The organism is Pseudomonas piscis (genome assembly GCF_009380155.1).
GTDB lineage: Bacteria > Pseudomonadota > Gammaproteobacteria > Pseudomonadales > Pseudomonadaceae > Aquipseudomonas > Aquipseudomonas piscis.
In genome coordinates, this window is record NZ_WHUV01000001.1 from 830,754 (window position 1) to 845,380 (window position 14,627).

Consider the following 14,627-nt stretch of genomic DNA (forward strand, 5'->3'; position numbering starts at 1 on the left):
TGCTCCGATGCTTGCAACCTGCTGGTACGGGTCTTGAAGACCACGTTTAACCCCGAGTCGTCTCCCCACTTCTCGGGGTTTCTTTTTGCCTGGCGTTTGTCAGCGGTCCGGGTGGGCCTGGAAGTAGGCATGGGCATCGGCCCGATATGCATCGCGCATGGCGGGCTCCAGCCAGGCGGCGTACAGCTCCACCAGGCGCTCTTCGCGCAGCTTGAGCAGGGCCTGGTTGATCTGGGCTATGGCTAGCCGGCCCTGGGGCGTGTCGGAGCAGCCGACATGGACATCCTGGTACTTGTCGATGCCCTGGATCGGATAGAACAGCAGTTCTTGCGGGTCGATGCCTTGCTGCACGGCCTGGTAGCGGATCTCCGGCCAGTAGCCCAGCAGCAGTTGCAGGCGTTCCAGGCGCTGCATCTGCAACAGGCTGCCCAGGGCGTCATTGCCGTAGTGGGCGTTGAGAGTGCCGGCTGGCGCTTGTTGCAGCAGGCTGTCGAGCTGCTGGCCGTAGCTGCGTTCGGCCACCATGCCCAGCCGCTGCTTGCCGCTGGCGAGCAGCGCCGGCAGATCGACCTGGCCGTCATGGATGAATGGCGCCAGGTGCTCGCGATCGGCGCGGCGGATCACCAGGCCGTTGCTCACGACCCGCAGGCTGGTGATGGAGTAGGCCACCCATTGCGCCCGCTCCTTGCTCCAGATCAGCGAGGGGTCACAGGTGAAGCTGGGTTCGCGGAGCATCTGCATGCCCCGGGCGCGGTTGACCCGCATCAGTTCGTGCTGGTACTGCGGCAGCTCGGCGATCAGTTGCGGCATGAGCAGGTCGACCACCCCGCGTCCTTTCAGCTCGCCCTCGAAAATGCTCAAGGGCGGCAGGTCGCGCAGCAGCCAGGTCAGCAGTTCTGCCGTCTGGCCCGGCAGGCTGGGCAGCCAGAGCAGCAGCGCCACCAGGGGCATCGCCAGCCGCCGGCGGGAACTCGGGCGCTGGCGGGCCAGTTCAGATCGCTCCGCTGCTGCGCAGGTCGCGGATCTGCTCGGCGCTGTAGCCCAGGCCTTGCAGGATTTCGCTTGAGTGTTCGCCCAGTTGCGGTCCGACCCAGTCGGCGCTGCCCGGGGTCTGCGAAAGCTTGGGCACGATGCCGGGCATCTTGAAGGGCTTGCCGTCCGGCAGGCTGGCCTGGAGGAACATTTCCCGGGCCAGGAACTGTGGGTCGTGGAACATATCCTCGGCGCTGAAGATGCGGCTGGCCGGTACTTCGGCCTGGTTCAGCTGCTCCAGCACCTGGTCCAGGGGCAGCGAGGCGACCCAGCGATCGATCACCCCATAGAGTTCGTCGCGCCGGGTATCGCGGCCGTCGTTGCTGGCCAGGGCCGGATCGTCCGCCAGATCCTGGCGGCCTATGAGCAGCATGAAGCGCTTGAAGATCGCATCGCCATTGGCGCCGATCTGCACATGCCGGCCGTCGGCGCTGGTATGGATGGAGGAGGGGGTGATGCCGGGCATGATGTTGCCGGTACGCTCGCGGATGAAGCCGAACACGTCGAACTCGGGGACCATGCTCTCCATCATGGCGAAGATCGCCTCGTACAGCGCCACGTCCACCACCTGCCCCTGGCCGCTGTTGACTTCCCGGTGACGCAGGGCCATCAGTGCGCCGATCACGCCCCACAGGGCTGCGATGGAATCACCGATGGAGATCCCGGTGCGCACCGGTGGCCGGTCCTCGAAGCCGGTGATGTAGCGCAGGCCACCCATGGATTCGCCCACGGCGCCGAAACCCGGCTGGTCCTTCATCGGCCCGGTCTGGCCGAAGCCCGACAGGCGCACCATCACCAGCTTGGGGTTCAGCGCGTGCAGCACGTCCCAGCCCAGGCCGAGCTTCTCCAGCACTCCGGGGCGGAAGTTCTCGATCAGGATGTCCGCCTCGCCCAGCAGTTGCTTGAGCACTGCCAGGCCCTCGGGGTGCTTGAGGTTGAGGGTCAGGGATTTCTTGTTGCGGGCCTGCACGAACCACCACAGGGAGGTGCCCTCATACAGCTTGCGCCACTTGCGCAGCGGATCGCCGCCGTCGGGGGATTCCACCTTGACCACCTCGGCACCGAACTCGGCGCAGATGCGTGAGGCGAAGGGGCCGGCGATCAGGGTGCCGAGTTCGATCACTTTCAATCCGGCGAGGGGCTTGCTGAGACTGTTCATGAGGCATCCGCAGGGCAGGAAAATCCGCCTAGCCTAGACCATTGGTCGGCATTAAGGCAGCGCCAGGAGGTTCTGCTGGGCATTTTCCCGGCATGGGCCTTGCGCGGTTGCGCTTCTCAGCGGGCCGGCGCGCAGTGTCTAATGGCGTCCTTTTCGCAGAACAAGGTTCGGTAGGGTGGCGTTGATCGTGCCTGCAGATGTCGCAACATCTTGAATAATCTTGTTACAAATGCCGATCTCAAAAATTACATGTGATGAATTGCGATCATTACATGTGATGATTTAGTCTGTGCGCCATGGAAAACAAATCCTCAGCCCATTACCAACGTTTATTCCGCCAGCGCCTGCGTGACCAGGGCCTGGTGAAAAAGGAAGTCTGGATACTGCCGGAGAACGCCAAGGCGTTGCTGGCGGTTGAACGCCAACTGCGCCAGCCCTGCGAGGGGCTGGTTTCTGTGGAAAAGGATGGAGAAATGAGCATGCCGCAGATCTGGAATGCCCGATCGCTGTGCCAGGCCCTGGCGGCCACCGAGTTGTTCACTGGCGGTGAAGCCAACGTCGAGCTGCTCGAAGGCGCCGAGCCGAGCTTGCACGTGACCATGCGCGAATACGGCGACCTGCCGTTGTTCGTCGCCGTGTCCGGCGAGCAGATCCTGGTGGAAGCACTGCTCTGGCCGCAGAGCGAAGTCACCGACGTAGCCGCATTCAACGAGGAAGTGCTGCTCAGCCGCCAGCTCTTCCCGCTGTCGAGCATCGGCCTGGAGACAGGCCCCGGAGGCGAGCGTTTCTACATGATGTTCGGCGCCCTGAGCGCCACCTCGATCCTCTCCAATGTGCTCTACGAGATCGAAACCCTGGCCGGCAACGTGATCAGGGCCACCGAAGCCTATGAAGGCTACCTGAAGGCTCAGGCCTGACCTGGAGGAATGCACATGAACGTATGGAGCAAGCTGCTCACTGCCCTGCGCGGTGGCGCCAACGAGGCGGGCGAAGCCCTGGTGGACAGCCAGGCACTGCGGATTCTCGATCAGGAAATCCGCGACGCCGACCAGGAACTGCGCAAGTCCAAGGAGGCCCTGGCCGAGATCATGGCCCGGCAGAAGCTCGCCGCCGAGCGCGCCGATGCCACCGCGGCCAAGGTCGCCGAATACGAGAGCTATGCGCTCAAGGCCCTGGAAGCAGGCAATGAAAGCCTGGCCCAGGAAGTGGCGCAGAAGATCGCCAACCTGGAAAACGACCTGGTGGTGGAGCGCGAGCAGGCCGACGGGTTCGCCGCCAGCGTCGCCCAGTTGCGCAAGGCCGTGACCCAGGCTGAAGGCAACATTAAGCATTTGAAACAACAGGTCGATACCGTAAAGGCCACCGAAAGCGTGCAGAAGGCACAGCAGGCCGTGGCCCAGCGTTATGGCGGCTCGCAGAGCAAGCTGCACACCGCCGTGGAGTCGCTGGAGCGAATCAAGCAGAAGCAGGCCGAGCGCGCGGCGAAAATGGAAGCCGCGGCCGAACTGGCCAGCTCCGGCAATCCGGACGATGCCCTGGATGCCAAGCTGCGCGAGGCCGGGATCGTCGCCGGCAGCACCAGTGCCGACAACGTGCTGGCGCGTTTGAAGGACCGTAGCAAGTCCTGATTCATCGTTGTGTGTCAGGGGCGGGGCCGATGGGCCTTGCCCGGCTTTTTCAGGGATAGGAAAGCAATGGAAATCTTCCTGCGGACAGTCTTGTCGTTCCCCACTGTGCTGTTCAGCTTCATGCTCTGCCTGGCGGTAATCTACTGGGCCGTGGTCGCCATGGGTTTGCTCGAGGTGGACCTCCTGGATTTCGAGGCCGACTCGCTGCTCGACGGCGCCCACAGCGCCGAAGGCCTGGCCGGGCTGCTGATCAAGTTCAAGCTCAATGGCGTACCGGTCACCCTGGTGCTGACCCTGCTGATGTTCTTCAGCTGGTTCCTGACGTATTTCACCGAACTCTACATTTTCAGCCAGCTGCCCCTGGGTTGGCTGCGCTATCCCCTGGGCCTGCTGCTGGCGGTGCTCGCACTGTTCCTGGCGGCGCCCCTCAGTGCGGCGATCTGCGCTCCGTTGCGCCCGCTGTTTCACAAGATGGAAGCCACCAGCAGCAAGTCGGTGCTGGGGCAGACTGCCGTAGTGCGCAGTGGCCGGGTCACCCTGGAGCATGGCGAAGCCGTGCTCGAGGACGGTGGCGCGGGGCTGATCCTGCGGGTGCGTGCCGATGAGGCGCGGGCATTCAAACGCGGCGACCGAGTCGTGTTGCTGGAGTATCTGGAGGCGCAACACGCCTATCGGGTCATTACCGAGGACGAGTTTCGCGGCCTCTGAGCCCGGACTCCCTCAGAATCAAAGGAGATTGATTGCATGAACTTACCGTCGCTGCTGCCCATCCTGCTCGGGCTCGGCCTTGTCGTCCTGGTGGTCTTCGGCCTGCTGGCCCTGTTCAAGGCCTTCTACATCAAGGTCCCCCAGGGCACTGCCCTGATCGTCAACGACATGTCTTCCACGCCCAAGGTGCATTTCACCGGTGCCCTGGTGTACCCGGTGATCCACCTCAAGGAATTCATGCGTATCTCGCTGATCACCCTGGAGGTCGATCGTCGGGCCAAGGACGGGCTGATCTGCCGCGACAACATGCGTGCCGACATCACCGTGGCCTTCTACCTGCGGGTCAACGAAACCCAGGAAGACGTGCTCAAGGTGGCCAAGGCCATCGGCGTCGACCGTGCTTCCGATCGTGCGGCGGTCAATGAGCTGTTCAACGCCAAGTTCTCCGAAGCCCTGAAGACCGTGGGCAAGCAGTTCGACTTCGTCCAGCTGTTCGAGAACCGCCAGGACTTCCGCGATCGGATCATCGAGATCATCGGCAACGACCTCAACGGTTATGTGCTTGAAGACGTGGCCATCGACTACCTGGAGCAAACCGCCAAGCATTCCCTGGACCCGAGCAACATCCTCGACGCCGAGGGTATCCGCAAGATCACCGAGCTGACCGCGACCCAGAACGTCATCACCAACGAGCTGGAGCGCAACCAGGAGCTGGCGATCCAGAAGAAGAACGTCGAGACCCGCGAGGCATCCCTGGCCCTGGAGCGCCAGCAGGCCGATGCCGAGGCCCGGCAGAAGCGCGAGATCGAGACCATTCGTGCCCGTGAGGAAGCCGAGACCGCCAAGGTCAAGGAAGAAGAGCGACTGAAGGCCGAGCAGGCGCGGATCCAGTCCCAGCAGGAAATCGACGTGCGCACCGAGAATCACCAGCGCGAAGTCGAAGTGGCCCAGCAGAACCGCCAGCGTGCCGTGGTCATCGAGGTGGAGAAAGTCACCCGTGCCAAGGACCTGGAAGTGGTGGCCCGCGAGCGCGAAGTGGAGTTGCAGCGCATCGAGAAGGAAAAGGCCCTGGAAGAACAGCGCAAGAACATCGCCACGGTGATCCGCGAGCGTGTGGCGGTCGAGAAGACCGTGGCCCAGGAAGAAGAGCGCATCAAGGAAGTGCGTGAAGTGTCCGAGGCCGAGCGCGCCAAGCAGGTGGTGGTGATCCAGGCCCAGGCCGAAGCCGAGCAGGACCTGGTGCGCCAGGTCAAGCAGGCCGAAGCCGACGAAACCCGCTCCAAGCACAAGGCGGTGGAAATCAACAACCTGGCCCAGGCCGAGCTGGAAGCCGCGGCCAAGCAGGCCGAGGCCAAGAAGCGCCTGGCCGAGGGCCTGGAAGCCGAGCGCGCCGCGCCTGGCCTGGCCGATGCGCGGGTGCTGGAAGTCTCTGCTGCAGCCCAGGAGAAAGAAGGCCTGGCCCTGGCCCGGGTACGTGCCGAGCAGTTGATCGCCGAGGCCCGTGGCGACCAGGAAAAAGGCCTGGCCGACGCTCGGGTGCTGGAAGCCCAGGCTGCCGCCAAGGAAAAAGACGGTCTGGCCGACGCCAAGGTCCTGGAAGAGAAACTCGGTGCCCAGGCACGCGGCGAGGAACAGCTGGGCGCGGCCAAGGCCAAGGCCACCAAGGACCTGGGTTCAGCCGAAGCCGAAGTGCTGCTGCAGCGCCTGAACGCCGAGGCCGAAGGCCTGGGCAAGAAGTTCGGTGCCCTGGATGCCCTCAGCGACAGCGCTCGCCAGCACGAAGAGTTCCGCATGCAACTGGAGAAGAACTTCGAGGAAGCGATGGCCGCCATCGCCGCCAACAAGGACATCGCCAAGGAGCAGGCCGAAGTGCTGTCCGCGGCGCTCAGCAAGGCCAAGATCGAGATCGTCGGAGGCGAGGGCGACTTCTTCAACTCCTTCGCCAAGTCGCTGTCGGTGGGCAAGGCCATCGAGGGCGTGGTGGGCAAGAGCCCGGTGGTCCAGGACGTCCTGGCACGCCTGCTCAACGGCAAGACCGCTCCGGCCGTAGCCGCCGAGCTGGCTGCCGCCGCCGCGCGCAAGGTCGAGGCACCCTCTGCCGAAGCCTGAAATACCTGAACTCACCTGCTGATGCACCGGTAGCCGCTGTCTTGGGCAGCGGCTACCGGGTGGGCTCCAGGGGTTGAGTCCGGGTACCGGGAGCCAGGTTCCTGGCTCCCGCTTTTTTTGCACACCGCCGTAGATCCAGGAAGGCCACGATGTCGGACGCTCAAGTCGCAACTCCCCCGCAGGACGTATTGGACAAGGCTGTCGCCGAAGGCGGCGCCTATGAGGTGCTGCAAAAGCGCCTGCAGGACCAGGGCCAACGCCTGCGCGCCACCACGGACAGTCTCAACCAGAAGCGTCTGGACGAGTTCGGCAACAGCCGCATGGAAGTGGTCGGGCGGGTGCGCATCCGCACCGAGAACAACTGCATCGCCCGGGACATCGTCCAGGTCGGCGACTGCCTGTTGTTCGGCTACAACGTGTTCATGGGCCTGAAGAAGGAAACCAGCGTCGCCGACGTGTTTTCCCTGTACCGGCTGGTGGAGGAGGGCGAGGGCTACGAAGCCGAGTCCGTGCCCCTGGACGGCAGCTTCCTGGGAGCCCAGGGCTTCCTCAACGATTTCAACGAGCTGTACACCTATTACAAGAACACCCGCCTGCTGCAGCTGGCGATTCGCGATGGCAAGCTCCTGGCCAGTTTCCAGATCGGCGAGCGAGTCACCGATGTGCGGGTGTTCCGCTGGTCGATCTCGGCGGACGGCCGGGACGTGCGCTACATCGACAACCGTGGTGAACGGGACATCGCCCTGCCGGCGCCCTTCGATTTCGAATGGAAGAAGGCCACCCGCGAGATGGTGGTCGAGGGCCGTTTCCCGCACCTGAACATCCTCGACACGGTGTTCGTCGAAACCATCGGCGGCGACCTGACCATCAAGGTCGAGAACAATACCGAGTCGGGCCTGGGCATCTACCGCGAAGAGGTGCTGGACAAGACCCAGTCCCTGGACGACTCGCAGATCGAGTTCGCCCGCCTGGGCAGCCTGATCCTGCTCAAGGTCCTGCCGTATCGCGAGGAGCAGTGGCGCTACCTGGTGTTCAACAGCCTGACTCGCCAGGTGGAGCGCATCGACGCCATGGGCCTGGCCTGCGTCCAGTTACCGGAGGACCACGGGATCATCTTCCCCGGTGGCTACTACCTGCAAAGCGGCGAGTACAAGACCTTCGAGCAGTCCATGGAAGGCATGCGCTTCAAGCGCTCGGTCCGTTCGCCCAACGGTGAAGATGTGCAGTACATCTTCTACCACCCGGAGCAGGGGCGCTCGGTACTGCTGACCTACAACATGATCAACCGCCAGCTGCAGAACCCGCTGTTCGGCCATGGTTATGCGCGCCTGGAAGACGGGCGCATGGTGATCTTCGCCGCCGAGGGCGACGAGCCGACCCGGGTCCACCCGATGCAGGTCTGGCAGACCCCGTTCTTCACCGAGGAATACGCCGCGCGGCAACCGGCCCGCAGCGGCTTCCTGGGGCGCATCGGCAATGCCGAGCTGGTGCGCAGCGTTTCCGATCTCTATGACCTGTGCCGCGAGATCGACACCCCGGCGGTCTCGGTCCAGCGCTACTCGCTGCTGTGCCAGAACACCCGGCGCCTGTTCGATGTGTACCACTGGCTGGGCAGCGCCGAGCTCGATGGCCTGGCGCCGTTGCTGCGCGAAGTGGCCGCCACCTCGGAGCTGGTGCTGGATGAATACGAGAAGGTCGAGAGCATCCGGCTCCAGTCGGAGCAGGCCATGGTGGCCGCCGAGGCCAAGCAGAAAGCCCTGCTCGATGGCTTGCTGGTGGACAGTTGGGACCAGGTGCAGAGCTTCGTCGATGCCCTGAACGGCATCACTGCCCAGCGCGGCCTGCTGCTGACCATCCGCGACTATCGCTACATCGACGTGGTCCGCATCGACGCCATGGAGGCCGAGCTGCTCAAGGCCCAGGAGCGTACCGCCGCTGGCACCGCGACCTTCCTGGCCAGCGAGCAGGCCCTGCTGCCCTTGGTCAGCCAGCTGGAAAACCTCGATGCCCAGGCCCAGAAGGCCGAGACCGTGGCCCAGCTCGGCGAGCCCCTGGGCGCCCTGCAAGCCATGGCCGGCGACCTGGACATGCTCTCCAGCCTGATGGCTTCGCTGCAGATCGACGATGCCACCCAGCGCACCCGGATCATCGAATCCATCTCGCAGATCTACGCCCGGCTGAACCAGGCCAAGGCCCGCGCCGAACAGCGGCGCAAGGGCCTGGGCTCGACCGAGACCGTGGCGCAGTTCGGCGCCCAGTTCAAACTCTTCAGCCAGGGCATCACCAATGCCCTGGCCCAGGCCCAGGACCCCGAGCGTTGCGACGAGCAACTGTCACGGTTGCTGGTGCAACTGGAGGAGCTGGAAAGCCGCTTCGGCGACCATGAGCAGTTCCTCGGCGACATCCTCGGCAAGCGCGAGGAGTTGCTGGAGACCTTCGAGGCCCATAAGCAGTCGCTGCTCGATGAGCGCCAGCGCAAGGCCCAGGGCCTGCTGGACGCGGCGCGGCGGATTCTCGACAGCCTGGGCCGGCGCACCGCCCGCTTCACCCAAGCCGAGGAGCTCAACGCGTTCTTCGCCGCCGACCCGCTGATCCTCAAGCTGCGGGAGTTGGCCGAGCGCCTGCGCGAGCTCAAGGACAGCGTCAAGGCCGATGACGTCGAGGCGCGCCTCAAGGGCGCCCGGGACCAGGCCGTGCGCGCCCTGCGGGACAAGACCGAATTGTTCGAGGAAGGCGGCAATGTCATCAAGCTGGGGCCGCGCCATCGTTTCAGCGTCAACACCCAGGAGCTGGACCTGACGCTGATGCCCCGGGGCGACGAGCTCTACCTGCACCTGACCGGCACCGATTTCCTCGAGCCCCTGCAAGACCCCGAGCTGGAAGCCCTGCGCGACTTCTGGCAGGTGGCCCTGGAGTCGGAATCGCCACAGCTGTATCGCGCCGAGTACCTGGCCGGACAGGTGCTGGACGCAGCGGACCGTGGCCAGGAAGGCCTGAGCCTGGAAAACCTCAAGCCACTGCTGGCCCACCCTGAGGAACTGGCCCGGGTGATCCGCGACTTCGCGGCGCCACGCTACAAGGAAGGCTACGAGAAGGGCATCCACGACCACGACGCGGCGGCGATCCTCCTGCAATTGCTGCCCCTGCGCGACAGTGCCGGACTGTTGGCCTATGGCCCGGCGGCCCGGGCCTTTGCCGCGCTCTTCTGGGACCGCCAGCAGGCCGAGCCGCAACCCCGGCAATGGGTGGAGCGTGCCCGTACCAGCCGGCACATCCAGCAGCTGTTCGGCCGACGCGAGGGGTTGCTGCAATTGCAGGCGGAAATCCTCGTGGCCCTCGAAGACTGGCACCGGATTCAGGGCTTCGCCGTGGCCACCGAGCTGTTGCCCGAGGCCGCCGAATACCTGGTACAGGAGCTGGCAGCGGACCGCGTGGAGTTCACCTTCAGCAAGTACGCCCGGCAATTGCAGGAGGCCCTGGCCCTGCGCCTGCAAGGCGCACGGATGTGGGACGACTACCAGCAGGCCCTGGCGCGCCTGGCCGAGCGCCCCGCAGCGCAGTGGGCGTTGACCGGCAACTGGCTGGCGGCCTTGTGCGCCGAGGGCGAGTTCGCCCCGCTGGCCGGCTACGTGCCCGAGGCCGTGGCGCTGTCGCTGCTGGGCGAAGGCTGCGCCCGACGGCTCACCGAGGTCGACCTGCGTTTCACCGTGGACAACCTGATGGGCGAGCACCCGCGCATCGAGGAGCGCAGCCTGGCGCTGACGGTGGACGGTTTCTTCGCCCGCCTGCGCGCTCATCGCGAAACCTTCCTGCCAGGCCTGCAGCGATACCAGAACCTGCGCCAGGGCATCGTCGTTCGTGAGCGTTCGGCTCTGCGCTTGAGCGAGTTCAAGCCACGGCCACTGAGCTCGTTCGTGCGCAACAAGCTGATCAACGACGTCTACCTGGGCTTCATCGGTGACAACCTGGCCAAGCAGATGGGCACCGTGGGCGAGAACAAGCGCACCGACCTGATGGGCCTGTTGATGTTGATTTCGCCACCGGGCTACGGCAAGACCACCCTGATGGAGTACGTGGCCCACCGCCTGGGGCTGATCTTCATGAAGATCAACGGCCCGGCCCTGGGCCACCAGGTGCGCTCCCTGGACCCGGCCCAGGCGCCGGACGCCACTTCGCGCCAGGAGCTGGAGAAGCTCAACCTGGCCCTGGAGATGGGCAACAACGTGATGCTATATGTCGACGACATCCAGCACACCCATCCTGAGTTCCTGCAGAAATTCATCTCGCTGTGCGACGGCACCCGGCGCATCGAAGGCGTATGGAAGGGCGGGACCAAGACCTACGACATGCGCGGCAAGAAGTTCTGCGTGGTGATGTCGGGCAACCCGTATACCGAGTCCGGCGAGGTGTTCAAGATCCCCGACATGCTGGCCAACCGGGCCGACATCTATAACCTCGGCGACACCCTGGGCGGCATGCAGGAGGCCTTCTCCCTGAGCTACATCGAGAACGGCCTGACCTCCAACCCGGTGCTGGCGCCGCTGGCCACCCGCGACATGGCCGACGTCTACCGTTTCGTCGCCAAGGCCGAGGGCAAGGCTTTCTCCAGCAACGAGCTGAGCCACAGCTACAGCGGTGCCGAGATCAACGAGATCACCACCACCCTGCAACGCCTGATGCAGGTGCGCGACGTGGTGCTGCGGGTCAACCAGCAGTACATCGCCAGCGCCGCCCAGGCCGACCAGTACCGCACCGAGCCGCCGTTCAAGCTGCAAGGCAGCTACCGCAACATGAACAAGATGGCGGAGAAGATCTCGGCGGTGATGAACGATGCCGAACTCCTGCAACTGATCGCCGACCACTACCAGGGCGAATCTCAGCTGCTGACCACCGGCGCCGAGGAGAACCTGCTCAAGCTCGCCGAGCTGCGCGGCAACCAGACCCCCGAGCAGGGCGAGCGCTGGACGCAGATCAAGCGCGACTTCGTGCGCAACCGCTCCATGGGCGGCAGCGACAGCGATGTCGGCACCCGCGTGGTGGCCCAGCTCAACGACCTGGTGGATGGAGTTCGTGGCCTGGCCCGACCCACGGAGCAGCACAGGGTGCGCGAGGTGCTGGAGAGCCTCTCCGAGCAGTTGCAGAGCAGCTTCCTGCCGCTGGTCCAGGTGATGCACAAGAAGATCGATGTCGACCTGCATAGCCATCAGCGCATCGGCGATATCGCCCAGCGCCTCGATGAGCTGAGCCGCATGCTCAGCAATGGTGAAGTACCGACGCTCAAGGACCCTCAACCCTAGCCTGCCCAGCCACCGGCTCGCTGGTGGCGGCCCAAGGAAAACGACATGGATTTCGCCCATCTGGACCGGCAACTGCGCGACAGCCTGCTGGACTTGAAACTGAGCAACGAGGAACGCGACGAGCTGCGCCAGCTGGGCAGCGAGCTCAGCGCCGACCAGGTGCGCTACTTGCGCAATCGTGCCTTCGACCTGGTGCGCGAGCTGAGCCTGGCGGACAGCGCCAACGTGCTGCCGGCCCTGAAATGGCTGGAGCAGGTGGTCAAGACCCTGGATATCAGCGTCGCGCCGGTACGTGACATGGCCAGCGCCCACTTCAGCCCCGGCGAGGATTGCCGGCGCAAGATCCGCGAGCTGTGCCGCCAGGCCCGCAGCTCGGTGGATATCTGCGTGTTCACCATTTCCGATGACCAACTGAGCGAGGAGATCCGCGCCTGCCACCAGCGCGGCGTGGCGGTGCGGGTGATCAGCGACAGTGAAAAGCAGTTCGATGTCGGCAGCGATATCGCCGCGCTACGGGAGGCCGGAGTGCCGGTGCGGATCGACGACACGCCGTTCCACATGCACCACAAGTTCGCCCTGTTCGATGGTCGCACCTTGCTCAATGGCAGCTTCAACTGGACCCGCAGCGCCACCACCGGCAATGAGGAAAACCTGCTGGTGATCGACCACCCGCAATTGGTGGCCAGCTACCTCAAGGAGTTCAACGAGCTCTGGGAGCGCTACGCGCCTCGTTGAAGGCGCGCAGCGGGAGCTTGTCGGTCAGCTCGTCTGGGAGGGGCGCCAGGCCAACTCGCTGGAAAACCGCTCCATCAGCTGTTGCTGGAGTTCGCTGGCCCGCTCCGGGGAGCGCTGGTGCAGTTCCTCCAGGGCTTGATATAGGCGTGACAGGGGCTTCTTGTCGCTGAGCAGGGTGCTCAGGTTCAGGGCCTCGATGGCTTCGGCAAAACGCTGGTGCTCGATGTGGTTGAGCAGCAGGTCTTCTTCCAGGGTCCGGCTACCGGCTTCCAGGGCGTTCAGGCGGTCTTGCAGGGCTTGGGCCTGCTGCACCTCGTCGATGTCCAGGTAGGCACTGGCGATATCCTCCAGGTAGAAGGTCTTATCCATCTCGTCCAGCTCCGGCAGGCTGTCGCTGTCCAGCAGCTCCAGGGCCTGTTCCAGCAACGTCCTGGCCTGTGGGGTCTGGCCCAGGGCGTGCAGCAGGCTGGTCTGTTCGCGAAGGCAGAGCAGTTGCTGCTCGCCTTCTTGCTGCTGGCGCAGCTTGTGCATTTCCTCCAGGCCGCTACGCACCAACCAGCTGTCCCGGCGATGGGCCGGCAGGCGGCTTTGGATCTGCAACTGCGTCTGCAGGGCCTGCATGCGCATGCCGCTCCAGAAGTCGTGGTCGTCCCGGTAGCCATCGATCTGTTGCAGGGCCTTGGCCAGCAAGGATTCGCTCCATTGCGGTTGTGCAGCATGGTGCTGCTCGCAGAGAGTGAGCATCAGTCCCGGATGCTGGCTCGGCTCTGTCTCCAGGGTCTGGAGCATGGTTTCGGCTTCGGCCATCCGGCCTTGGGCGGCCAGATGGTTCAACAGGGTCAGCAGCAGGCCATGACGATGCAGGTCCGGGACGCTATCCAGCAGGCGCACGGCATCGTCGATCGACGGCCGGGCCAGGGCCAGGTCCATCAGTTCGCTGTACGTGGTGTAGTAGAGGTCGTCGCCCAGTGCCGCCAACAGGCCGAGGGCCGAGTCCAGTTGGCCGGCACCGATCAGCGCGGCGATTGCCTGGGCCTGCTCTTCTGCGGGCAATGCTGCGGCCCGGGTGAGGATCGAGTCGAACCGGCCTTGGGCCGCACACGCATCGAACAGGCTGCGCAGTACGCTCTGGCGATAACTTTCATCGGACTCCGTGAACGCCGTCCAGGCCTGTTCGAGGCTGGCCTGTGCGACATCCTGCTGGCCGGCCTGATGCAGCAAGCGAGCGAGCACCAGCAGGTTGCCGACGCTCTGGCGTTCGTGAGCGGCAGGCTGTCGTGGATCGCTCAGTTCCTGGAGCAGTACCAGGGCCTGGTCTTGTTCGCCACGGGCCTGGAGTATCTGGGCTTGCAGCAGCGGCCAGCTGGGCAGGGACTGATCCCAGGCATCCAACAGTTCCAGGCACGCCTGGGTCTGGCCAGTGTCGAGCAGTGTTTCGACCAGGGTATTGAGGGCGTATTCCTGGGCGTGAGGCGGCAGTTGCTCGTACACCTTCCGGGCCTGGGCCTTTTGTCCTGCCAGATAGAGTTCGCTGGTCACCAGTTGCAAGGCCAGTAGCTGGGCCTCGCCAGGCAGGCGTTCTGCCAGTTTCAGCGCCAGCAGCGGTTCGGCCTTGCTCAGCAGCAGGGTCTGGCTGATCTGGGCGCTGATCTCGCCAGTCTCTGGCAGGCCTTGGTTGTATTTCGCGAGTTTCTGGCGGGTGTACAAGATCAGTGCGATGAACATCAGCACGATGACAAGCAGGGTGACAAAGAGGGTCATGGACTTCCTTTTCTACTGGGCTACGGCTCTGGCGCGGAGCGCGCCTGCCGACTCGCGGGGGGTTATAAAGCCGTGGGGCGGGCCTGGCAACCGACTTTACCCAGGCCACGCATCTGGGAGAGCGGCGCCCTGGAGCCGGGCAGCGGGCCAGCGGTCGGGCAGGGCGGCGGGTTTCGGGTTAGACTTGCCGCCTTTTCG

Annotated in this window: 9 protein-coding genes; 6 read left to right on the forward strand and 3 right to left on the reverse strand. The window is 64.6% G+C overall.

The genetic code is table 11. The features are described from left to right. Positions 1-99: 99 nt before the first annotated feature. Together GDH07_RS03870 and GDH07_RS03875 are read right to left on the reverse strand one after the other, a co-directional pair. Positions 100-951 (reverse strand): TIGR02285 family protein, encoded by an 852-nt coding sequence (locus GDH07_RS03870; protein WP_152896722.1) that lies wholly within the window; start codon positions 949-951, stop codon positions 100-102. A gap of 40 nt (positions 952-991) precedes the next feature. Continuing rightward, positions 992-2,191 (reverse strand): CaiB/BaiF CoA transferase family protein, encoded by a 1,200-nt coding sequence (locus GDH07_RS03875; RefSeq protein ID WP_152896723.1) that lies wholly within the window; start codon positions 2,189-2,191, stop codon positions 992-994. A 296-nt stretch (positions 2,192-2,487) separates the two neighbouring features. On the opposite strand from GDH07_RS03875, the gene bacA reads away from it, so the two are divergent. The 6 genes from bacA (at position 2,488) to GDH07_RS03905 (ending at position 12,668) form a co-directional block, all read left to right on the forward strand. Further along, entirely contained in the window at positions 2,488-3,108 is a 621-nt protein-coding gene (gene bacA / locus GDH07_RS03880) for a biofilm formation regulator BacA (RefSeq protein ID WP_022642514.1), read from the forward strand. 15 nt (positions 3,109-3,123) lie between these two features. Then, positions 3,124-3,819, forward strand: a complete 696-nt coding sequence (locus GDH07_RS03885) for a PspA/IM30 family protein (protein WP_022642515.1) — start codon at positions 3,124-3,126, stop codon at positions 3,817-3,819. Positions 3,820-3,885: 66 nt separating this feature from the next. Next, positions 3,886-4,527 (forward strand): OB-fold-containig protein, encoded by a 642-nt coding sequence (locus tag GDH07_RS03890; RefSeq protein WP_053134372.1) that lies wholly within the window; start codon positions 3,886-3,888, stop codon positions 4,525-4,527. A 36-nt stretch (positions 4,528-4,563) separates the two neighbouring features. Next, positions 4,564-6,636, forward strand: coding sequence for a flotillin family protein (locus tag GDH07_RS03895; RefSeq protein ID WP_022642517.1), 2,073 nt, complete (start codon positions 4,564-4,566; stop codon positions 6,634-6,636). Positions 6,637-6,785: 149 nt separating this feature from the next. Further along, positions 6,786-11,933, forward strand: a complete 5,148-nt coding sequence (locus GDH07_RS03900) for a DNA repair ATPase (RefSeq protein ID WP_152896724.1) — start codon at positions 6,786-6,788, stop codon at positions 11,931-11,933. Between the two features lie 45 nt (positions 11,934-11,978). Next, complete coding sequence (locus GDH07_RS03905) at positions 11,979-12,668, forward strand: phospholipase D-like domain-containing protein (RefSeq protein ID WP_022642521.1); 690 nt, start codon at positions 11,979-11,981, stop codon at positions 12,666-12,668. Positions 12,669-12,692: 24 nt separating this feature from the next. Here the strand turns inward: GDH07_RS03905 and GDH07_RS03910 are convergent, their stop codons facing one another. Continuing rightward, the gene (locus tag GDH07_RS03910) at positions 12,693-14,429 is read right to left on the reverse strand and encodes a tetratricopeptide repeat protein (RefSeq protein ID WP_152896725.1); all 1,737 of its coding nucleotides are present in this window, start codon (positions 14,427-14,429) and stop codon (positions 12,693-12,695) included. Positions 14,430-14,627 lie beyond the last annotated feature (198 nt).

Bases quoted from the DNA above. Each gene is read 5' to 3' on its own strand.
- GDH07_RS03870 (WP_152896722.1), bottom strand. From the start codon at position 951: ATGCCCCTGGTGGCGCTGCTGCTCTGGCTGCCCAGCCTGCCGGGCCAG.
- GDH07_RS03875 (WP_152896723.1), bottom strand. From the start codon at position 2,191: ATGAACAGTCTCAGCAAGCCCCTCGCCGGATTGAAAGTGATCGAACTC.
- bacA (WP_022642514.1), top strand. From the start codon at position 2,488: ATGGAAAACAAATCCTCAGCCCATTACCAACGTTTATTCCGCCAGCGC.
- GDH07_RS03885 (WP_022642515.1), top strand. From the start codon at position 3,124: ATGAACGTATGGAGCAAGCTGCTCACTGCCCTGCGCGGTGGCGCCAAC.
- GDH07_RS03890 (WP_053134372.1), top strand. From the start codon at position 3,886: ATGGAAATCTTCCTGCGGACAGTCTTGTCGTTCCCCACTGTGCTGTTC.
- GDH07_RS03895 (WP_022642517.1), top strand. From the start codon at position 4,564: ATGAACTTACCGTCGCTGCTGCCCATCCTGCTCGGGCTCGGCCTTGTC.
- GDH07_RS03900 (WP_152896724.1), top strand. From the start codon at position 6,786: ATGTCGGACGCTCAAGTCGCAACTCCCCCGCAGGACGTATTGGACAAG.
- GDH07_RS03905 (WP_022642521.1), top strand. From the start codon at position 11,979: ATGGATTTCGCCCATCTGGACCGGCAACTGCGCGACAGCCTGCTGGAC.
- GDH07_RS03910 (WP_152896725.1), bottom strand. From the start codon at position 14,429: ATGACCCTCTTTGTCACCCTGCTTGTCATCGTGCTGATGTTCATCGCA.